This window comes from Acinetobacter sp. IK40 (genome assembly GCF_035615075.1).
Lineage (GTDB): Bacteria > Pseudomonadota > Gammaproteobacteria > Pseudomonadales > Moraxellaceae > Acinetobacter > Acinetobacter courvalinii.
In genome coordinates this window covers 77,535-99,311 of record NZ_JANBOE010000006.1, presented here as the reverse complement: position 1 = coordinate 99,311, position 21,777 = coordinate 77,535, and the positions used below count along the sequence as shown (strand labels likewise).

The 21,777-nt window shown below is 42.4% G+C and carries 20 protein-coding genes; 7 read left to right on the top strand and 13 right to left on the bottom strand.

All coding sequences use genetic code 11. The annotated features are described in order from the left end of the window. Positions 1-226 precede the first annotated feature (226 nt). The 3 genes from cysN to MSG93_RS11995 form a co-directional block, all read right to left on the bottom strand. Positions 227-1,840: a sulfate adenylyltransferase subunit CysN gene (cysN, locus tag MSG93_RS12005; protein WP_324622013.1), complete on the bottom strand. Its 1,614-nt coding sequence runs from the start codon at positions 1,838-1,840 to the stop codon at positions 227-229. Between the two features lie 83 nt (positions 1,841-1,923). Beyond that, positions 1,924-2,832, bottom strand: coding sequence for a sulfate adenylyltransferase subunit CysD (gene cysD, locus MSG93_RS12000; RefSeq protein ID WP_005231558.1), 909 nt, complete (start codon positions 2,830-2,832; stop codon positions 1,924-1,926). A 322-nt stretch (positions 2,833-3,154) separates the two neighbouring features. Then, positions 3,155-4,600: a capsule assembly Wzi family protein gene (locus MSG93_RS11995; RefSeq protein ID WP_324622010.1), complete on the bottom strand. Its 1,446-nt coding sequence runs from the start codon at positions 4,598-4,600 to the stop codon at positions 3,155-3,157. Between the two features lie 168 nt (positions 4,601-4,768). On the opposite strand from MSG93_RS11995, the gene MSG93_RS11990 reads away from it, so the two are divergent. Next, a complete protein-coding gene (locus tag MSG93_RS11990) occupies positions 4,769-5,263 on the top strand; it encodes a DUF2059 domain-containing protein (protein ID WP_005287860.1) in 495 nt (164 codons plus the stop codon). Positions 5,264-5,320: 57 nt separating this feature from the next. Here MSG93_RS11990 and lysS read toward each other — a convergent pair whose 3' ends face one another. Further along, positions 5,321-6,847, bottom strand: coding sequence for a lysine--tRNA ligase (gene lysS / locus MSG93_RS11985; RefSeq protein WP_005231562.1), 1,527 nt, complete (start codon positions 6,845-6,847; stop codon positions 5,321-5,323). A 158-nt stretch (positions 6,848-7,005) separates the two neighbouring features. Next, positions 7,006-7,443, bottom strand: coding sequence for an SRPBCC family protein (locus MSG93_RS11980; RefSeq protein ID WP_202740692.1), 438 nt, complete (start codon positions 7,441-7,443; stop codon positions 7,006-7,008). A gap of 348 nt (positions 7,444-7,791) precedes the next feature. Here MSG93_RS11980 and rubA point away from each other — a divergent pair, with 348 nt between their 5' ends. The 4 genes from rubA to oxyR all read left to right on the top strand — a co-directional run bounded on the left by rubA (position 7,792) and on the right by oxyR (position 11,161). Next, a complete protein-coding gene (rubA, locus tag MSG93_RS11975) occupies positions 7,792-7,956 on the top strand; it encodes a rubredoxin RubA (RefSeq protein ID WP_004678010.1) in 165 nt (54 codons plus the stop codon). Positions 7,957-8,039: 83 nt separating this feature from the next. Next, positions 8,040-9,221 (top strand): rubredoxin reductase RubB, encoded by a 1,182-nt coding sequence (gene rubB, locus MSG93_RS11970; RefSeq protein WP_324622008.1) that lies wholly within the window; start codon positions 8,040-8,042, stop codon positions 9,219-9,221. Positions 9,222-9,304: 83 nt separating this feature from the next. Further along, complete coding sequence (locus MSG93_RS11965; protein WP_199950089.1) at positions 9,305-10,249, top strand: alpha/beta fold hydrolase; 945 nt, start codon at positions 9,305-9,307, stop codon at positions 10,247-10,249. A gap of 6 nt (positions 10,250-10,255) precedes the next feature. Beyond that, positions 10,256-11,161 (top strand): LysR family transcriptional regulator OxyR, encoded by a 906-nt coding sequence (gene oxyR / locus MSG93_RS11960; protein WP_004773664.1) that lies wholly within the window; start codon positions 10,256-10,258, stop codon positions 11,159-11,161. Between the two features lie 53 nt (positions 11,162-11,214). Here oxyR and dusB read toward each other — a convergent pair whose 3' ends face one another. Next, positions 11,215-12,240 (bottom strand): tRNA dihydrouridine synthase DusB, encoded by a 1,026-nt coding sequence (gene dusB, locus MSG93_RS11955; RefSeq protein WP_324622007.1) that lies wholly within the window; start codon positions 12,238-12,240, stop codon positions 11,215-11,217. Positions 12,241-12,322: 82 nt separating this feature from the next. Between dusB and MSG93_RS11950 the strand changes: the two genes are divergently transcribed. Further along, positions 12,323-13,531, top strand: a complete 1,209-nt coding sequence (locus MSG93_RS11950; RefSeq protein ID WP_324622006.1) for a DUF1615 family protein — start codon at positions 12,323-12,325, stop codon at positions 13,529-13,531. Continuing rightward, positions 13,498-14,172 (top strand): HAD family hydrolase, encoded by a 675-nt coding sequence (locus tag MSG93_RS11945; protein ID WP_324622005.1) that lies wholly within the window; start codon positions 13,498-13,500, stop codon positions 14,170-14,172. Before MSG93_RS11950 ends, MSG93_RS11945 begins: the two co-directional genes overlap by 34 nt. 26 nt (positions 14,173-14,198) lie before the next feature. On the opposite strand, the gene proB is transcribed toward MSG93_RS11945, so the two are convergent. From proB to MSG93_RS11910, 7 genes are all read right to left on the bottom strand, one after another. Then, the gene (gene proB / locus MSG93_RS11940; protein ID WP_324622004.1) at positions 14,199-15,332 is read right to left on the bottom strand and encodes a glutamate 5-kinase; all 1,134 of its coding nucleotides are present in this window, start codon (positions 15,330-15,332) and stop codon (positions 14,199-14,201) included. A gap of 15 nt (positions 15,333-15,347) precedes the next feature. After that, positions 15,348-16,565, bottom strand: a complete 1,218-nt coding sequence (gene cgtA / locus MSG93_RS11935; protein ID WP_324622003.1) for an Obg family GTPase CgtA — start codon at positions 16,563-16,565, stop codon at positions 15,348-15,350. A gap of 195 nt (positions 16,566-16,760) precedes the next feature. Continuing rightward, complete coding sequence (locus tag MSG93_RS11930) at positions 16,761-17,441, bottom strand: hypothetical protein (protein WP_005231636.1); 681 nt, start codon at positions 17,439-17,441, stop codon at positions 16,761-16,763. Continuing rightward, positions 17,441-18,184, bottom strand: coding sequence for a hypothetical protein (locus MSG93_RS11925; RefSeq protein WP_005231637.1), 744 nt, complete (start codon positions 18,182-18,184; stop codon positions 17,441-17,443). The genes MSG93_RS11930 and MSG93_RS11925 overlap by 1 nt, the downstream gene beginning before the upstream one ends. Before the next feature lie 136 nt (positions 18,185-18,320). Continuing rightward, positions 18,321-19,778 carry a glyceraldehyde-3-phosphate dehydrogenase gene (locus tag MSG93_RS11920; protein ID WP_005231638.1) on the bottom strand — a complete coding sequence of 486 codons (1,458 nt, stop codon included), beginning with the start codon at positions 19,776-19,778 and terminating at the stop codon, positions 18,321-18,323. A gap of 256 nt (positions 19,779-20,034) precedes the next feature. Then, positions 20,035-20,979: an EamA family transporter RarD gene (gene rarD, locus MSG93_RS11915; protein WP_324622002.1), complete on the bottom strand. Its 945-nt coding sequence runs from the start codon at positions 20,977-20,979 to the stop codon at positions 20,035-20,037. Between the two features lie 102 nt (positions 20,980-21,081). After that, positions 21,082-21,666 carry a lipocalin family protein gene (locus tag MSG93_RS11910; protein ID WP_005231640.1) on the bottom strand — a complete coding sequence of 195 codons (585 nt, stop codon included), beginning with the start codon at positions 21,664-21,666 and terminating at the stop codon, positions 21,082-21,084. Positions 21,667-21,777: the final 111 nt, after the last annotated feature.

Below are 21,777 nucleotides of genomic sequence, written 5' to 3'. Positions count from 1 at the left end.
CTATTGGTCGTTCTCTGAATGCTCAATACGTTCTTCATATGCACGATTTTACTATTTAATATGTAAACGTGCAATATAGGAACGTTAAAATATTTATTAGTTCACTTGTACTATGATAGCAAGGCATCAAACTTGCTAAACGTGCAAAATTGGAACGATAATAGTTATAATAGTTCACATAAAAAAAAACCCGCTTAAGCGGGTTTTTTCAAATCAGTTCTGCCTATTAAAGACGAACCAATTCCACAACCTTCTCAGCCGCTTCTTCAACCGTTTCAGCCGTGATTTCAGTATCCGTGCCTTCAACAGTTGTGGTAATAACCACCACACCTGTTTCACGTAACAATGTAATTTGCTCAGCCGTTAAATTAGCTTTTGCAATCGCAACCACACCTTGCTGAATCAATAGACTCTCTAAAGCTTGAGCTTTCTCAATCAACGGTGCAGACACACCAATCACCGCAGGCTTTTGACCTAAACGCGCTGCGCGATCTTCCGCAGTCACAGGATTGCTATGCGCAGTCCATTCAACTGCCGCTTCAACCATACCGGCACCAACCGTGACATTGCTTAAACGGTCAATAAAGATGAATGAACCTGTATAACGGCTGTCTTGATATTGGTCAAAGACCACGGGTGCATCAAACTCAACCACTACATCTGCAATGGCGTTCAGCTCAAGTTCTTCAACTTGCGTATGTTCCAAGGTATTGACATTGACACGGAAGTTAATTGCAGTGACTTTGGCAGGAACCGTCTGTGTACCAATTTTGACGTTGTACAGCTTGCCTTTCACCAACGGATGTTCATTCATCCATACCACTGAAGCACGTACACTACGCGAAATCAAAGGCTGCTCGCCCGCACGGACTAAAACGTTACCACGAGAAATATCAATTTCATCGTTTAGAGTTAAAGTCACGGCCTGACCTGCAACGGCCTGCTCAAGATTGCCATCAAAAGTGACAATCTCTTTCACTGTTGATTTCTTGCCTGATGGCAATGCAACAATCTGATCCCCCACATTAATTGCACCCAATGCAACCGTTCCGGCAAAACCACGGAAATCAAGGTTTGGACGGTTTACATACTGAACCGGGAAACGGAATTCTTGTTTATTTGATTCGCGTTTAATTTCCACAGACTCAAGAATGCTCATCAAGGTTTGACCCTTGTACCATGGCGTACTTGCAGAAGGGTTCACCACGTTATCGCCATTCAATGCCGAGATTGGCACGAACAGAATATTTTCAGGGCGACGATCACCGAGTTGATTGACAAAAGCATCATATTCAACCTGAATTTCGTTGAAACGTGCTTCCGAGAACTCGACCAAGTCCATTTTATTGATCGCAACAACGATATTTTTAATCCCGAGCAAGCTTGCAATAAATGAATGACGGCGGGTTTGGGTTTGCACACCATAACGCGCATCAATCAAAATAATCGCAAGATCGGCAGTGGAAGCACCCGTCGCCATGTTACGTGTGTATTGTTCATGTCCCGGTGTATCGGCAATGATGAACTTACGCTTTTCTGTCGAGAAATAACGGTAAGCGACATCAATGGTAATCCCCTGCTCACGCTCAGCCTGTAGACCATCGACCAGCAAAGCAAGGTCAGGTGCCTCACCTGTCGTTCCGACTTTCTTACTATCACGTGTTACGGCTTGCAACTGATCTTCATAAATCAATTTTGAATCGTAAAGTAAACGACCAATTAAGGTACTTTTACCATCATCGACGTTACCGCAAGTCAAAAAACGCAATAAGTCTTTTTGTTCATGTTGTTTTAAATAACCCAAGATATCTTGGCTAATAAGATCTGATTGATGAGACATTGCTCAAAACTCCACATATTCTTTAGAAATCGCTTTTAATCTCCTTAAATCCCTCTTTAAAAAGAGGGACTTGCTTAAGAAAATTAGAAATAACCTTCTTGCTTTTTCTTTTCCATCGAGCCCGCTTCATCGTGATCGATCATACGACCCTGACGCTCAGAACTGGTCGCTAAAAGCATTTCCTGAATAATTTCAGGCAAGGTATCTGCTTCAGACTCAACTGCACCTGTTAACGGATAACAGCCCAGCGTACGGAAACGTACCGATTTCATTTGTGGAACTTCGCCCTCTTTTAAGCGCATACGTTCATCATCCACCATGATCAACGTACCACTGCGTTCAACCACAGGACGAACTGCAGAGAAATAAAGAGGAACAATCTGGATATTTTCCAGATAGATATATTGCCAGATATCCAGCTCGGTCCAGTTCGATAACGGGAAGACACGAATACTTTCGCCTTTGTTCACTTTACCATTGTAAAGGTTCCAAAGTTCTGGACGCTGATTTTTAGGATCCCAACGGTGCTTACTATCACGGAACGAATAGACACGTTCTTTGGCACGTGATTTTTCTTCGTCACGGCGCGCACCACCAAAAGCGGCATCAAACTGGTATTTATCCAAAGCCTGTTTTAGACCTTGGGTTTTCATGATGTCGGTATATTTTGAACTACCGTGATCAAACGGATTAATCCCCGCATCGCGGCCCTCTACATTTTGATGCACGATCAAATCGAAGCCGTGGGTTTTTGCCATGTTGTCACGGAACGCAATCATGTCTTTAAACTTCCACCCAGTATCGACATGCAATAGCGGAAATGGAAGTTTTGCCGGATAGAATGCTTTAAGTGCCAGATGCAGCATCACGGCTGAGTCTTTACCAATCGAGTAAAGCATTACCGGGTTTTCAAATTCAGCTGCAACTTCACGAATAATATGAATACTTTCTGCCTCAAGTTGCTTGAGGTGCGTTAATCTATTTTCAGTCATGTACAATTCCTCCTTTATCCATGCTATCCATAAAATCTATAAGTGGTTTCACACCACCACTTTGAAGACTGTGTGGAGGAACGAGTGCCATAACAACTCCAATTTTTCATGATATCGAGATTCTTACTCGTGTTACTTTCACGATCGAGTAAAGGATATTCATTATAATAATTTAGATGCAGTTCTTTAGCTTGTTTTTTCATATTGATATGCAAAATTATGATATGAAAATAACAATCTGGAATATCAAAACAATTCATTTCACATGAATAAATAAAAAAGAAGCCCATCAGGACTTCTTTTTTTCACAGCTCAGCTCTGTTTAGAAGCGGAACATTTTGGTTTCCAATGGAATTTCAACGCCTACAGAAACACCACCATCACGTCCATCACGATCTGAGTCGCTAACCCAGCCATTCACTTTCAATGGAATGGTTGGTTTTAGGTAGTGGGTCCAAGTTAAATCCAACCCTTTTACAGTATCATCTTTTGCAAATGCAGCATTGATTGCCAAGTTCGATTGATTTACTTTTGCATAAATCATACGACCATTTAAACGGTTCATCACATCAAATCGGATATCACCACCCACCGAATACATTTGACCATCGCCTCCCATGGCATGACCTAATGGAAAACCATGCTGATAGTAGCCATCTCGGTAAATATGATGATTATAAGAAATACGTTTTACTTCGCCATTGGTACGGGTATCAGCCCATTCAGCGTAGAGTTGGTACGGCATATTTTTATAGCTAGATGAAAAATCAGCACCACCGAGGTACATATATTTTGCAGGTAGACCACCCGCTTCATCCTCACCTACAAATTGTGTATATAAACTGACTGGCACATTAAATAAGGGTTGCAAGAATAAGCGGCCATCAAAACCAGCTATCTGATTCGCTGGATCAGGTTTCCCACGACCTCCATTATCTCTTGTCCCTAACATTGCATCCCATAATGAGCTAAAGCTTTCAGGACGTCCGTCACCACCCCATTGAATCGCACGTGATGCACCAATTTCTAATGCCTGAAATGGGCGTGCTGTAAAACGAAGACCAATCAATTTTGTGTCTGGAACGGCTTTGTAGTCATCTAACTGCCCAGCAAAAGCCTGGTACTGCCACGGTCCGATCCAAGAGAGCCACTTGGTCTCAAATGCATTTTGTACTGCACGTTGCACGGTCACGCCATACACGGGACGACTGGCATCACCACGAATCAAGCTACCATCATGCCCAGGGCCCCAATACGTTGGAATCTGACCGGCAATCACCCATTGGTTCCACAGTTTACCTGCGATATATGAACCTTCGACATTGGCATCATGACCATTATCAATCAATGGGTCTTTCTCACCATTAACACGTAGTTTGGCATCCCAGTTCTCGCCACCCGCATTAAATTCAGCAGCAATTTGATATTGGGATTTTTGATTATCACCAAAAGCTTGAGGAACCGTTTTAAGATCAGTACCTGCATGCAAACCGACTTTGACGGTGGCATTATCTGCCTGTAATGCATTCAATACAGAGTTAATTACTTTCTGCTGCGTATTATTGCTTACTTTTGCTTGGGATAATGCACGTTGAATCTCATCACCGCTCATTGGCCAAGTCGATGTGCTGATTTGAATGACACCTTGCTGGTTCAACCAGTTTAAATCTGTTCTTAAATTTTCATCGTTGAGTACAAGACCCTGAGCAAATACCGGGGAAGAAAGAGCAGCAAATAATGCGATACAAAGCGATTTTTTTAAAAACATGTCCAGACTGTTCTCAAATTTATTTATGGACACATGATCGTTGGTTTATGAGCACATTTCAATCGTCAAACGAAACAATTACATTTTTTAACATGCAGGATAAAATTGACAATAATTGATGCCTGTCAGTAACATTTATTTCACCTATAACACGACTGAAATCAAATAATGAAAATTATTGCGACATTTATTACTGCGGTAGCAATCTCAATTCCTGCGTTTGCTCAGCCAGCGTCAAACCAATCTGTAAAAGAGTTATTAAAGATAACCAAGTCTGAACAATTTCTTGGTCAAATGAGTCAGCAGATGAATAGCATGATGCATTCAAATCTGGATAAGATCACTCAAGGCAAAAAATTAACTACAAAACAAGAACTTGCCATGGTTAATTATTCTCAGGAACTCGGCAAAATTATGCAAGAGGAATTGACATGGGCAAAGTTAGAACCAGAAATGATTAAAATCTATGCTGAAGAATTTACCCAAGAGGAAATTGATGGCATGATCCAATTCTATAAAACGCCTGTAGGGCAATCGACTATTGATAAAATGCCAATCGTGATGCAAAAAAGCATGCAAGTGGGCTATAAACGAATGGATACCGTTACACCAAAAATTATGCAAGCCGCAGAAAAGTTAGCAAAAGAAATGCAAGCGGAATAATTCATTCAAGCATAAAAAAAGCCACGCTAAACGTGGCTTTTTTTAAGACAAAGAATATTAATCTTTACGGCGCATATGCGGGAATAAAAGTACATCACGGATACTTGGCGCATTCGCAAATAACATCACCAAACGGTCAATACCAATCCCCTGACCTGCTGTCGGTGGCAAGCCATATTCCAACGCTTCAATAAAGTCAGCATCGTAATGCATGGCTTCATCATCACCGGCATCTTTTTCAGCAACCTGTGCCTGGAAACGCTCAGCCTGATCAATCGGGTCATTTAACTCCGAGAAGCCATTGGCTAACTCACGACCACCGATAAAGAATTCGAAACGATCCGTAATATGCGGATTGTCGTCATTACGGCGCGCAAGCGGTGAGGTTTCAGCTGGATATTCAGTAATGAATGTTGGCTGACGTAACTTGGTTTCTACCGTTTCTTCAAACACGATGGTTTGCAACTTGCCTAAACCGAAACCAGGTTTCACCTGTTCTTTTAACACGTCCTGAGTGAATTTCGCCAAGAACTCACGGTCGTTGACATTTTCAGGGGTGAAGTCCGGGTTATGTTCAAGAATTGCATCAAACATTGAAATTTTCTTGAATGGGCCTTTGAAGCTATACACTTCATCACCATACGGCACATCAGTAGTACCTAAAATATCAATTGCCAGCTTTTCAAGCATGTTCTCAGTCAATACCATCAAGTCTTTATAGTCAGCATAAGCTTGATAGAATTCGATCATGGTGAATTCTGGGTTATGACGTGTTGAAACACCTTCGTTACGGAAGTTACGGTTAATTTCAAACACACGCTCGAAACCACCCACAACCAAACGTTTCAAATAAAGTTCTGGTGCGATACGGAGATAAAGCTCCATATCCAATGCATTATGATGGGTTACGAATGGTTTTGCAGATGCACCACCTGGAATCACATGCATCATTGGCGTTTCAACTTCCATGAAACGTTCATTGGTTAAGAATGCACGGATACCCGCGACTACTTTGGCACGAATCTCAAAGGTCTTACGGGTTTCTTCGTTGACAATCAGGTCGAGATAACGCTTACGATATTTCGCTTCAGTATCAGTTAAACCATGGAATTTGTCTGGTAGTGGACGTAGTGATTTGGTCAGTAATTCAAATCCTTCAAGGTGTACATATAAGTCACCTTTACCAGAACGACCGATATAACCTTCAGCCGCAATAATATCGCCAAGATCCAGACTCTTGATCGTTTCTAAAACATCTGTCGGTAAACCTTTACGGTCAACATATAGCTGGATACGGCCGGTCATGTCCTGAATCACAATAAATGATCCACGGTTCAACATCACACGACCCGCAACCTTGACATAAACTTTTTCAGCACCTTCGATTTGTGCTTTATCTTGATCTTTAAATTGTTCTTGCAAATCAGCTGTATAGTGTTCACGTTTAAACGTGTTTGGCCACGGGCTCTTACCCGTTTGTTTTGCAGTCTCTTGGATTTGCTTTAACTTGGCATGACGCTGTGCGATTAAATCGTTTTCGGAAAGTGTTTGTTCAGAAGTCGATTGAGCGTTTTGTTGCGTCATCTCTGCCTCGATTAAGTAAAAAATGAAGTGACATAGAATAGCAGATCACAACACATTTTCGTATTATTTCAATCAGACAATTCAAAAAAATCAAGATTTATCAATTTTGAACCGAGATTACGCAACAGTTGACCTTGTTAAATCAACCTCCTCGGGGCTTATTTTTCAGCCAGATGCTTGACCATTGCCAATCCCTGATCAAAGCCTTTATTCATGAATTCGGCATGCTCTGGCTGAATATCCACTTCAACATGTAACTGGGTTTCGCCGTTAAAATCAAACAGCATATATTTTTCCAAGGCACCCGCCCAGGTCTTGATCTCTTCACTTTCCAGATCTTCCTGACCATTCTGGATCATTCCCAGATGCTTAAATACAACTTGTTTCGGTTCTTCCAGACTTTCAATGGTAGAGACCATGCCATTGCCCTTGCCATCGCCAAAATAGGTTTTACCCCCCACTTTCCAGTCAGTTTGCATGGTGGAGTCGCAGGCAAAGAATTTTGTCCATTCCGGATAGCTTTCAGGGGACCAAAGAACCTGCCAGACTTTTTCAGGGGTCGCATAAATTTTAATATTATAAGATAAGGTTTCCATGCGTTATTCTCCTTCTATCGTTGTTTTCTTCATCATAACTTGATTTTGAATGTTTGTTTTTTATACATACTATTTTTATACGATTGGCTTTTTTCTTTATATAAGTCCTGAACTTTCGATAAAATTTTAGAGCAATTGCTCAAATAACAAGACTTTCAGATAGAATTGCCATATCGCTTTTTGAATAAATGATTAAACTCTTGCATTTACTTTACTTAAATGTCGTTCTGCGTAAAAATCTAATTCCCGATTAACATAAGTTAGTTCCTCTTGCAGCGATCATAGCGACATTACGGAATAGTTTTACTGAAAGGCAACTTGAGCATACCGATCAGTTTGGAGAGTCACATGAAAAAATATCAATGTATCGTTTGTGGTTGGATTTACGACGAAGCAGAAGGTTGGCCACAAGACGGCATTGCAGCAGGGACCAAATGGGAAGATATTCCTGATGACTGGACTTGCCCAGATTGCGGCGTTTCAAAAGCTGATTTTGAAATGGTTGAAATCTAAAGATTAAAGAAAAAAAGACTATGAAAATCATGGTCTTTTTTTCTGAGCATTCATTTTTAAATAAGAAAATACTGGAGAATATAATGCACCCTATCGTCATCATCGGATCAGGTATGGCTGGATATACCGTTGCACGAGAATTTCGCAAATTAAGCCCAGAGCAAGAGCTGGTCATGATCTGCGCGGACGATGCGGTAAATTATGCAAAACCAACCTTATCCAATGCCTTTGCAGGTAAAAAAGCACCGGAACAGATCGCACTCGGTGATGCGGCAAAAATGGCCACCCAACTCAATATGCGTATTGAAGCGGAAACCTGGGTTAAAGAAATCCATGCCGAAAAACATGAAATTATTTTAGAAAAAAATGGCGAAAGCATTGCCCAGCCTTATTCAAAATTGGTCCTCGCAGTCGGTGCCAATCCTATCCGTTTAGCCATCGCTGGCGATGGTAGTGAAGACATTCATGTGGTGAATTCACTGATTGACTATCGTACTTTCCGCGAAAATCTGTCGAAACGTAAAGACAAACGTGTGGTGATTCTGGGCGCAGGTCTGATTGGCTGTGAATTTGCCAATGACTTACTGCACAGTGATTATGAAGTGACGGTGATTGACCTTGCGCCACAGCCTTTAGGTCGCTTACTCCCTAATCATGTCGCAGATGCATTCAGAACCAATCTGGAACAGGCAGGGATTAAATTTGCGCTATCAACTACGGTTGAAAAAGTCACGAAAATTAATGATGGCGAAGACTATGCAGTCACTTTAGCCAATGGCCAAACCTTAGTCGCAGATATTGTGCTTTCTGCCATCGGTTTACAGCCAAATATTGCTTTAGCGAAAGCTGCAGACATCCAAACTAGTCGTGGCATTATTACCAATACCTTGTTAGAAACCAGTCAGGCGGATATTTATGCCGTGGGTGACTGTGCTGAAGTGAATGGTACCTTGCTCCCATTCGTCATGCCTATTATGCAACAAGCCCGTGCCTTAGCAAAAACCTTGAGTGGTCAAAGTACTGCTGTTCACTACCCTGCCATGCCAGTCGCAGTGAAAACCCCTGCCGCACCATTAACCGTATTACCAGCGCCACTGGATGTGGAAGTGAACTGGGAAACTGAAGAATTTGAAGATGGGATGCTCGCGAAAGCTGCGGATGGCGAAGGTACCTTAAGAGGATTTGTGCTGTTAGGTGCAACTGCGGGCAAACAGCGTTTGACCTTGACTAAACTGGTTCCGGACTTGATTCCAGCACAGGTTTAGGGTTTAAATACGAGAGCTTGCTGAGAAAAGAATGTCCGGCAAGCCCTTAAGTTATAAAAAGAATTCAATTCGGAACCAAGATCATGAACAGTGCCCTCCAGTTTAATGTGTCGCCTTATGCTGCCTTTATGCAAGAAACCAAAGTCACTTTGGGCAATGGCATTGAATTGCATGTTGAAATTGGTGGCAACCCTGAACATCCAACAATTCTGTTAGTCATGGGTTTAGGTGCTCAAATGTTATTCTGGCCTGACTTTTTCTGTAAGGCTCTGATTGATCAAGGCTTCCGGGTCATCCGTTTTGATAACCGTGACATCGGCTTATCTTCTAAAATCCGCAATAAAGGCAAACGGCTCAATACCATGAAATTGATGAGTCGCTTTATGTTTGGTCTGGGAAATGAAGGTGCACCCTACACGCTGTATGATATGGCGGATGATGTCGCGATGCTGATGGATCAGCTTGGCTTGGAGAAAACCTATATTCTGGGTGCTTCCATGGGCGGCATGATTTCACAGATTGTTGCGGCAAAATATCCCGAAAAAGTAGAAAAGGTCGGATTATTATTTACCAGCAATAATCAACCGCTTTTGCCACCGCCCTACCCGAAACAACTTTTCAGCCTGCTCGGCAAGCCTGCCGCACACGATGAAGAAACTATTATTAATCACAGCCTGAATGTTTTCCGTATTATTGGTTCGCCAGGTTATGTCAATCCGGTTGAATCAATTCAAACCATTCGCAAATTATATCGTCGTAGTTTTTATCCAGCGGGTGTACTTCAACAGTTTTTAGCAATATTATGTACGGGTTCTCTGTTACCATTGAACAAAACGATGACTCAGCCGACGCTGGTTGTACACGGATCAAAAGATCGACTGTTACCGCCAAGTCACGGGAAAGCTGTTGCAAAAGCAATTTCTGGTGCTAAGTTTGAATTAATCCAAGGAATGGGGCATGATATTCCTGCACATTTCATTCCGCAACTTAGTGGTTTGTTTGCTCACCACTTTAGATCATCACACTAGGACTCTATGGCTGCATTACCCTCATTAAGACAGCTATCATATTTAGTTACGTTGTCAGAAACTTTACATTTTACTGAAGCAGCGCGTCGTTCCTTTGTCACCCAGTCGACGCTGTCTGGCGGCATCATGGAATTAGAGCGCTTATTAGGTGGCGTCTTAGTTGAGCGTGATCGTCAAAACGTCCGTTTAACACCGTTAGGTGAACAGGTGGTAGCGCGTGCGCGTGTACTGCTTGCCGATGCTCAGGATTTGATGCGCTTAAGTCGTGAAATGAGCGAACCGCTCACAGGTGATTTGCATCTTGGTATTATTCCAACCATTGCACCCTTTATCCTGACGCAGCTATTGGAAGAAGTACACCAGCAACTGCCAAAAATTCAGCTGCATTTGCATGAAGCGCAAAGCGAGAAGATTGTAGAAAAGCTGGAACATGGCAATCTGGACATGATTGTACTGGCGCTTCCTTTCGACACACGCAGCCTTAAAGTTGCCGAAATCGCGAAAGAACATTTGTTCCTGGTGTACAACAAGAAAGATACCAATGCGGCAAATGCAAACTCTCTCGATGATCTGGATTTGTCGCGCCTGATGTTGCTTGAAGAAGGACACTGTTTACGTGACCATGCCTTAAGTGCCTGCCCTGTCGGTGAGCGTAAAAATGATCACCGCTTAAAAGCAAGCTCATTGCCAACACTAGTAGAAATGGTATCGTCGGATCTCGGCTTTACCCTATTACCTGAGATTGCCTTGAAAAACAGCATGATTCACTTTAATGAAGACATTGATGTGAAATCGATTGAAGCTGCCCCAAGCCGTACCTTGGCTTTAGTGACTCGTAAAAGTACGCCGTTACAAAGTGAATTTGATGTGATTCTGCAAATTCTGCAAAAAATCACGGCTCACTTAGAATAATCCAATAAAAAGCCTGTAATTGAATTACAGGCTTTTTATATCAACAAGAATAATTATTTGATATCCAGTAAATTGACCTGTTCAACCTGCACATCACTCATTCGCTGCCCCTGATCCAGTAATTGATCAAAATAGCTTTCAACGACTTTTGCCTGATCCGCGGTATTTTCCACTTTGTACATGTTCTGGCGGAAGTCGTTACTTGAACGTAATCCTTTGGTGTACCAGGCAATATGCTTACGTGCAATACGACAACCCGAATATTCACCATAGAATGCATACAGTTCAGTCAGATGTCCCAATAACACTGCTTTGACTTCTGCAATATCTGGCGCAGCCAGATGCTCACCGGTTTTGAGGTAATGGGCAATTTCCCGAAAGATCCATGGTCGGCCTTGAGCAGCACGCCCGATCATAATGGCATCTGCACCGGTGTAATCCAGCACATATTTGGCTTTTTCAGGACTATCAATATCACCATTGGCAATCAATGGAATATTAATCAGCTGTTTCACCTGCTTGATCAGTTCATAACGTGCCGTATTTAAATACATATCTTCACGGGTACGACCATGTAAGGCTAAGGCAGCAATTCCCGATTCTTCGGCACGTTTGGCCACACGTAAAATATTTTCATGACCATTTAAAAAGCCCAAGCGGGTTTTCAAGGTTACAGGCACATCAACGGCTGCAACCACGGCATCCAGAATACGGGCGACCAGATCTTCATCTTGCAATAAGGCCGAACCGGCCAGTTTATTGCAGACTTTTTTGGCCGGACAACCCATATTGATATCAACAATTTGCGCCCCATTTGCCACCTGATAACGTGCCGCTTCCGCCAGTTGTTCAGGATCAGAACCTGCGATTTGTGCAGAGATTGGCGCAAGCTCACCGTCGAAATTCGCCCGATAAAGGCTCTTCTTGCTCATGCGCAAAGTCTTGTCTGCGGTCATCATTTCACTAACCGCATGTCCTGCACCAAAGTATTTACAGAGTGTTCTAAATGGTCGGTCTGTGACGCCGGCCATTGGGGCAACGATCAAATTATTTGACAGTTGATATGAACCAATATACATATATTTTCTTACAATTTCTGACCAACATAGTATACTTCATTCGCCCGTTCGGCTCATCTTTTTGTGCGGTGTTGTCTTCATTATGAACAAATCTGTTTCGACTCGTCCTCTACTCAAAACATTTAGCCTATTGGCAATCAGCATAAGTTTAACCGCTTGTGGCGATAGTTCATGGTGGTCAAATAATAAAGAGCCTGAAATGAAGGTAGAACAGATTAAAAAAGTTCTTCCGCCGCGTGTAAATAACCGTGAATCCTGGTCGCAAGATATTTTTGATATCATGCAACAATTAAGCATTCCGAAATCCAAGCAAAATGTATGTAGCATTGTGGCGGTCGTTGATCAGGAATCTAACTTTGTTGCTGACCCTGCTGTCCCGGGTTTAGGGCAAAAAGCAGTTCAGGAAATCAACACCCGACTTAAAGAGAAATTTGAAGCCAAATTAGGTGAAACCATTGGTGGCACGGTGGCAGGTTATTTTGAAGATGTGTTGAAAAATCAGCCCTCTCCTGAAAATAATTATATGAGCCAGATGCGCAGGGTAAAAACCGAACGTGAGCTGGATTTGCTTTATCGTGAAATCTTTGACTACATGTCAAAGCATTATCATGTCAGCGCCTTAACTGGTGCTGCTAAATTAATTGGCCAGGATATTGGCGAAAAAATGAATCCGATCACCACACTGGGTTCGATGCAGGTACACATTAACTATGCCAAAGAGCATAAGCGTCAAAGTGGCAATATTGCAGAATTACGTGATGACCTGTATACCCAATACGGCGGCTTATATTATGGGATTCATCGCCTGATGGAATATTCGGCGGATTATGACAAAGCCATTTACCGCTTTGCAGACTATAACTCGGGCATGTATTCCAGCCGTAATGCTGCTTTCCAAAAGATGCTTGAAGTGATACAAGATAAAGATCTTGATTTAGATGGTGACTTATTACTTTATAATAAAGATGGTAATCCGCAATCCGCCCTGAGCCAGTCAGAAAAAGAAATTATTGCTGCATTTACCAGCAATCGGGTGCTGGTCACGCCACGTCAGATCCGTGCGGATTTAAAGAAAGAAAAAGAGAGAAAATTTGAAGATACACAGACTTACCTAGCGGTTCAAAAACTCTATCAAACTAAAACCAATAAAGAACCAATTTATGCAATTATGCCAGAGGTGGTTATTTCAGGACCTAAACTCAGCCGTGATTACAATACCAATTGGTTCGCAAGTCGTGTAAATGGAAGATATGAAGCATGCATGCAAAGAGCGAAACGTATAAAACTATAAATCTTGCCTTATTTGATTTTGATGGAACCCTTTATCCCAAAGACAGTTTTACGGGATTTATTTTCTTTGCGCTATCAAAACGCCATATTTTAAAACGAGGCCTGAAAATCCTGCCGTGGATTCAGGCCTACTATTTGCGTCTCTACCCTGCGCATGCCATGCGGCCACGTCTATTCGAAACCATGTTTAAGGATACGCCGATCGACGTTGTGGAAAAATTAGCACAGGAATACACTCAAAAATTATTCAAAAAATTAGATCCGGATTTACTTAATCAACTTCGGCAGCATCAACAACGCGGTGATCATGTGGTACTGGTCTCCGCTTCGGTTGATCTTTATCTGACTCCAATCTGCGATATGCTCAAGATTGACTTAATCTGCACCCAGACCGAAACCAAAGATGGTCTGTTAACAGGAAAATATCGCTCCGAAGACTGTAGTTGCGAACAGAAGAAAATCCGCATTTTAGAAAAGTATGATTTAAATGATTATCATGCGGTTTATGCTTATGGCAACAGTGAAGAAGATGTAGAGATGCTTTCACTGGCAGACTACCCTTATATGATGGGCGAACAAAAAGGATTACCCGTCCTGGATGCCAAATATGCAAAATCAGTCGACATAAAAAAGCCCGCCTAAAGCGAGCTTTTTTTATCGATGGCCATTTAATAAATGGCCATATGGTCCCGATGAATCATTTCTAGCGAACGTGCTTCACCTAACACCTGATAGACTTTTTCTGATGATAAACCTTTGATCATTTCTGCCGAACGTGAACTGAAATTGACACGTCCAACCGCAATACGAGCACCGTTTTTATCAACACATTCCACCACATCGCCACGATCAAAATGTCCTTCAATCGCTTTTACGCCGACCGGTAATAGACTACGGTGCTTGCGCTTGATCGCTTCAACCGCGCCATCATCAATCACTAAACGTCCAGCCGTTTGCAAATGCGCTGCCAGCCATTGCTGATGTGCCGTGACACGGTCATTGTCTGTGGTAAATAACGTGCCCAACATCTCGCCCGCCATTAAGCGTGCCAGTACATTGTCACTTTCACCACTGGCAATTAACGTTGGGCAACCTGATCTCGCTGCAAGACGCGCTGCACGAACCTTGGTGACCATACCGCCACGACCCAGCACACCACCGCCACCTGCCATCTCGAACAGGCTATCATCAAGTGCGCGAACGGCTGAAAACAGTTTCGCATCTGGATTGCTACGTGGATCAGAATCAAACATCCCCTGCTGATCTGTCAGGATAATGAGTAACTCTGCATGTACCTGACCCGCAACCATGGCAGCCAAGGTGTCATTATCTCCAAAACGGATTTCATCCGTAGAGACGGTGTCATTTTCATTAATGACTGGAATCACATGCCAATCAATCAGGTTCTGCAATGCATCACATGAGTTGAGGTAACGACGACGATCAGCAAGATCATCATGTGTGAGTAAAACCTGTGCGGTCTGGATGCCATGTTGATCAAGCACACTTGACCAGGTATGGATCAGGCCCATTTGGCCAATCGCCGCACAAGCTTGCAAACTGGGTAGATCGGTGGGTCGACTCGCAAGTTTCATGCGTACCATCCCTTCTGCAACTGCACCTGAAGACACCAGAATAATCTCATGTCCGGCATTGTGTAGATCTGCAATCTGTTTCGCCCAGTGCGAAATTGCATTTAAATCTAGACCTTGCCCATTTGCAGTGAGTAAAGATGATCCGATTTTAACAACGATTCGTTTACACGCATTGAGCTGACGTTGCCCATCGACCACTTCTATCATTTTTCCCTCGGTTTACTAGTCACGAATGTAGATACTTTCTACATCGCCTTCATCCTCATCGTCATCAAAGTCTTCGTCATCGTCCAGACCAGCTTCACGCTGAGCTTTACGCATGGCACGATAGGCTTCTTTAGCTGCGATGGTTTGTTCACGTGTTTCAGCTTCAAGCTGCTCACGGAATGCTTTAACTTCTGCTGCGTATTCTGGATCTTCAACTTCGCGTTCACGTTGTTGTTCGATTTGATCCATTAAATAGTACACCACCTCTTTGGTGCCTTCAGACATCAAACCAGAGGTTTTAAATACAGGGCCTTGCCATTGCAATTCATCCAGAATGTGCTGACACCACTCTTCTTTAGATTCTTCTGGAAGCTGGTCAAGTTTGTTTAGAACCAATACCACTGGAAGTTTCGCCAAGGTTGGTGAGAATTTAACTAACTCACCCAGAATCGCTTTGGCATTATGTGCAGGATCTGAACCATCAATCGGTTGAACATCGACGATATGCAACAGGATACGGGTACGTGCCAAATGCTTAAGGAAGCGAATCCCTAGACCTGCACCTTCTGCCGCGCCTTCGATCAGTCCTGGAATATCCGCCATCACAAACGAACGGTGACGGTCGGCATCGACCACACCTAGGTTAGGTACCATTGTAGTAAACGGATAATCGGCAACTTTTGGTTTTGCCGCACTGACTGCACGGATAAATGTCGATTTACCTGCATTCGGCATACCCAACAAGCCAACGTCTGCGAGTACTTTTAACTCTAGACGGACTTCACGATATTCACCTTTAATCCCGTGTGTACATTTACGCGGGGAACGGTTGGTTGACGATTTAAAGTGAGTATTGCCTAAACCACCATCACCGCCTTGGGCAACTTTGACACGTTGACCATCAGCAATCAGGTCACCAATAATGTCGCCAGACTCAGTATCAACAATGGTTGTACCGACTGGTACTTTTAAAATAACGTCTTCACCGCCACGGCCTGAACAGTTTGCACCCGAACCATTTTTACCGCGTTCTGCGCGATAACGACGGGTATAACGGTAATCTACAAGTGTGCTGGTATCATCATCTGCCTGGATGTAAATACTTCCGCCACGTCCCCCATCACCACCATCCGGGCCACCAAAAGGGACAAATTTTTCACGGCGAAAACTGGCTACGCCATTGCCACCGTCGCCAGCCTCTACGGTAATGACTGCTTCATCAACAAAGCGCATGTGCCAATCCTCTGAATTCTTTAAAACGGGGTATTTTGCCACATTTTAAGAAAATTCTCGAATAGAAAAATCAGCAAATTGATTTTTTTAAATTTATTCTGGGTTGAATATTCAAATTGAACAATTCAGCACCGAAAAATATCAATTTAGGCAGAAGATTTACCGCCTGATTTTTTAACAACTGGAAAATATCGATTACGGTTTTACATTTTTTAAAGGTAAGGCCATTTGCATATCCAGATTGGCTTTAGTCTGCTGTACCGAGTTATACATGATGGCATCAAAAGACGAAATTTTACTCATATTAATCGCATCATTCATATAGAAGCTGGGTTTAAACTGATGTTTGACCGGTAAGTTAATTGTTTCATCAAAGGCAAAATGCACCGGACCATCGAATACGATTTTTACCGGTACGGTATAGGTGCGTTTCAATTGAAACGGGATGTCCAGCTTTACTGGAATATTCAGGCTCAAAGGAAATTTCGGCAATAATTTATTTTGATAGATCAGATCGGTATTGGTCTCAATCGGTACCACATCATCAACTTTCAGAACGGTTTCATAGTTAATATCGACGGTAATCGGCGTTTCAACTTCAAAACTAAGATCAGCCAGATATTTACCTGATAAAGGCAAGCTTAAACTGCGATCAATATCCAGCACAGTATCCAGTTGGCCTTGTGACTTGGCGCTTAAATGATCCCCGACCTGAATTTTAGTAGCTAATGATTCAGGCAAGCGAATATCCGCCTGCTGGGCAGATACAATTAATGAAGCCTGAATATTCAGATAAAACCAGAATAAGATCGCCACCAAGGTGGTCACGATCACAAAACTGATCAGCATACTTTTTACTGACTTGGTGATATCCATCACTCACCTACCTTGACGTCAGTTGGCGTTGCGGGTTCATCAACCGCTTGCGTTTTTACACGTCCCAGATACATGCTGGATAGAGGGATCTTGAGTTCTCCCTGCGCAATTTTGACAGGCAAAGTATTTTTTACATCCACAGAAGCATTCAGCTCCGAGGTAATCGGTACATTTAAATTACCTTGAATGGGAATATTGGCATTCAGTTGTGCTTTTAACGGAATATTTAAATTTTCCTTGAGCACCGTGCGCACTGGCGCATCAAACTTCAAATGTACTTTTTGTTGTAATGGCACCTGAATATCAATCGGCACGTCCAGTTGCAAAGGAATCGAGCCTTTTAAAGGCAACGTCACGTCCTTACCCAGAATTTTAACCTGTACCTTGGTATCGATCGGCAAACTTTGATTCACCTTGATGGTTTCTTTGACAGGAATGGTGGTACTGATCGGAACCTGACTATCGAAATATACACGTGGCGTCAGGGTTTGGGTCAGCGGTACATTCAGTTGCTCGTTAATTGGAATCTTGGCATTCACTCGCCCATTCACATCGACATTAAGCGCATCTTTCACTTTGACGCGAACTTGCAGCGGTTCTTGCAGATCAATCGCCACATCCTGATTCTTTAAGGGGATATAAATATTAAAATGCTTGAACACCCACATTGCGATATACACACCACACAAGTTGGCCACCACAATCAGAGCAAATACCACGAATAAACGTCTAAACTGCAACAATGATCTATCCTTTGTTTAATTATGTCCCTTTTCCTGCATTCTCATCGATTTTTATGTTTTATTCAGCATATATTCTGTACAGTCATTAAAAAAGCCCAGTTTAAAACCGGGCTTTTTTTATTGCGATGCAAACAAATTATGCATTTGTTTCAGCAGGAACTTTGGTATAGCTTACGCCACACATTTGTTCAGCAATACGTAATACCTGACAGCTATAACCGACTTCGTTATCGTACCAAACATAAGCAGTTAAGCGTGTACCAGAAGCGATGGTTGCTTGCGCATCAAACACACCTGCTGTACGTGAACCGATAAAGTCACTTGATACCACTTCAGTTGAGTTGGTATAACCAATTTGACCTTGTAACTTCGAGTTGATCGAGATTTGACGAATGTATTCATTCACTTCTTCACGATCAATTTCTTTCTCTAAGTTTAAGTTCAAGATAGCAAGCGAAACGTTTGGTGTAGGAACACGAACAGAGTTACCTGTTAACTTGCCTTTTAAGCCAGGTAAAGCTTTCGCAACCGCTTTCGCAGCACCAGTTTCAGTGATGACCATGTTCAACGTTGCAGCACGGCCACGACGGTCAGCTTTATGATAGTTATCAATTAAGTTCTGGTCGTTTGTGAAAGAGTGAACGGTTTCAACGTGACCATTCAATACTTTGTATTTGTCGTCTAAAACTTTTAATACAGGGGTAATTGCGTTGGTTGTGCAGCTTGCAGCAGAGATGATTTTGTCTTCATCCAGGATATCGCCGTTGTTCACACCAAATACAACGTTCTTCATTTCGCCTTTACTTGGTGCTGTTAATACAACACGCGCAACGCCTGCACATTGCAAGTGTTGGCTCAGGCCTTCAGCATCACGCCATTTACCGGTATTGTCGATCAAAAGTGCATTTTCGATACCATACGCTGTGTAGTCCACTTCGCTTGGGCTTGATGCATAAATCACTTTGATGAACTGACCATTGGCAATGATTGCTTCGTTTTCTTCGTCTACAGAAATCGTACCGTCAAAAGTACCATGAATAGAGTCACGACGTAATAATGAAGCACGTTTCGCCAAGTCACCATCAGATGATTTACGCACAACGATAGCTTTAAGGCTTAAACCACGTCCTAAACCAGACTGGCTAATGATTAAACGAGCCAAGATACGACCGATACGACCAAAACCGTAAAGTACAACATCTTTAGGCGCGCCAGCAGTTGGGTTACCTTGAATTGAAGCAACAGCGTTAGCAACAAAAGCGTCTACATCACCGCCTGCATTTTTATATTCAACCGCAAGTTTACCGATATCTACTTCAGCAGAACCGATGTTTTCAACTTTCATTAACGCTTCCAGAATCGGGAAGGTATTCACCACAGAAAGTTCAACATCAAGCATACGCGTACGACGATGCGTTTTTAAAATCTGGATCACTGAACGGTTAATTAAAGAACGGCCGTAAACAGAAACAACAATATTTTTCTCACGGTATAATTGACCGATTAAGGTAATCATACGTTCCGCGATTTCTTCACGGTTTTTCCAACGACCTTGGTGTTCTGCGTGTAGGGCAATGATAGTGTCTTTGCTCACTGTTACGTCCTCTAATTTATATATACTGGGCGTGAATTTTTAAAACGCCATAATTGTAATAGAATTATCATCAAGATTGAATCAAAAGCTGCTCAACGAGCTAAGATTTTGTCCTAATTGACTATAAATTCATAAAATACCTATAATTATTTTTGTGAATTTAGGTAAAAATCTTTTTCTTTCATCATAATAGCTGTGATTTACATCACAACCATAACAGTTTTACTGATAATTCCTGTCGTATTCGCGGATTTTTCTAGCTTTTATCTTTCAAATCGACGCGTTTCGAATACTGCTGCAGATTGAGTGCCAACTGTTTTTTACGCTGATTTTGCTGATAAAGATGGACTGCTCCCTCAATCACCAATACCAGCACCGCTAACCAGATGGGGATATAAGTCAGCCACTCTTCTGCGCCAATTTTCTCTCCCATGACCAAAGATGCCAGCGCCAGCAGCACCGGTTCCAGATAGCCCAGCAAACCAAAAATAATCAGTGGCAAATAACGGCTGGCCAGAATGTAGCTGCCCAGACCAATGGCACTTAATAATCCCAGACCAATCACAACAAGAATCAGACTGGGATGTTCGAGAAACTTGGCAAAAGAAGCATCGCCAGTTTGGGTCAAGAAGATGGCGACTGGAAGAATAATCAACAGATCCCACCAGAAGCCGCCTAGGTTATCTGTCTGGATTTTTTTACGCAGAATGAAATAGGCTGCATAACCCAGCGCAACAAGTGCAGTTTCCCAGGCCATGCTGCCTAGACGCCAGATCTCATGCCCCACTCCAAATACCGCAAAAGATACAGCGACATACTGGAATTTAGAAAGTTTCTCTCCGTACAGGAAACTTCCAGCAAGGACCAACACCAGCGGTAAAAGAAAATAACCTAATGACACCTGCAAACCCCGTCCATGCATCGGTGCCCACAGGAACAGCCATAACTGCGCTGAGGTCAGGACTGAAGTGGTCATTAGAAAAAGTAATAAAATCGGCTTTTTTAAAATTCTTTTAAAGATGGTTTTGATATGGATCAAATCGCCAGTCAACCACATAAACAGGGTTAAAACCGGCAAGGTCGCAATAATCCGCCAGCCAAAGGTCTGCTCACTGTCCAGTGCGCCCAGCAGTTGGGTATAAAAATATAACACCCCAAATGTAATAGAAGCCAAAACTGAATAAGCGATACCTTTAACCACTTTGAACCTCTATATGGGGAAATTAAAAAAATACGTGACTTATCCACTATCTAAAAATAAAAAAACCATGCATGCATGGTTTTTAAACAAGTCTATCTTATTCTAACGATGTTCAGGATAAATCACATCACTAATATTATAGCCCAGTGATTTCGCGTAATTTAAATATTCATGAATGGTGTCTTTATGGGGGTTCGGTGTTCGCGACAATACCCATAAATATTTACGGCGCGGCTCTCCTACCAGTACGGTTTGATAATCATTATCCAGTTTCAAAATCCAGTAATCGCCACGTGCCATAGGCACCCAGCGCACCACCTCAGGTAAAAAACTGACCCGTAACTTGGTATTAAATGGTGCATTGGCAACAAAAGCTTCACCTACACTTTGCTGTAGATTTCCTTCACTGTCATAGCATTTATTATCAACCACAATATTGCCATTTTCATTGAGGGTATAAGTGGCAGTAATGTTATAGACACACTTTCGTTCGAAGAACATCGGTTTTCGGGCGACTTCATACCAGACACCCAGATATTTATCCAGTTCTACTTTTTCAACAGTCGGTAAAGGTTTTGCCTGTGCATAAGCAATGGTCCCAACCGCTAACCCAGTTAAAACCACCCCACCCACTGCAATCTTTGTTAAACGCCAACTGGCTTTCGGGAAATTCTTAATCAATGGCATGAGAAATCCTCAAAACAAAATTTGTTATCAATAGTCATATACTTAGCACTTCAAAATAGCCTATTTAATAAACAAAAACTGTTGCGATATGTATCACTTTTGAGGGTTTCT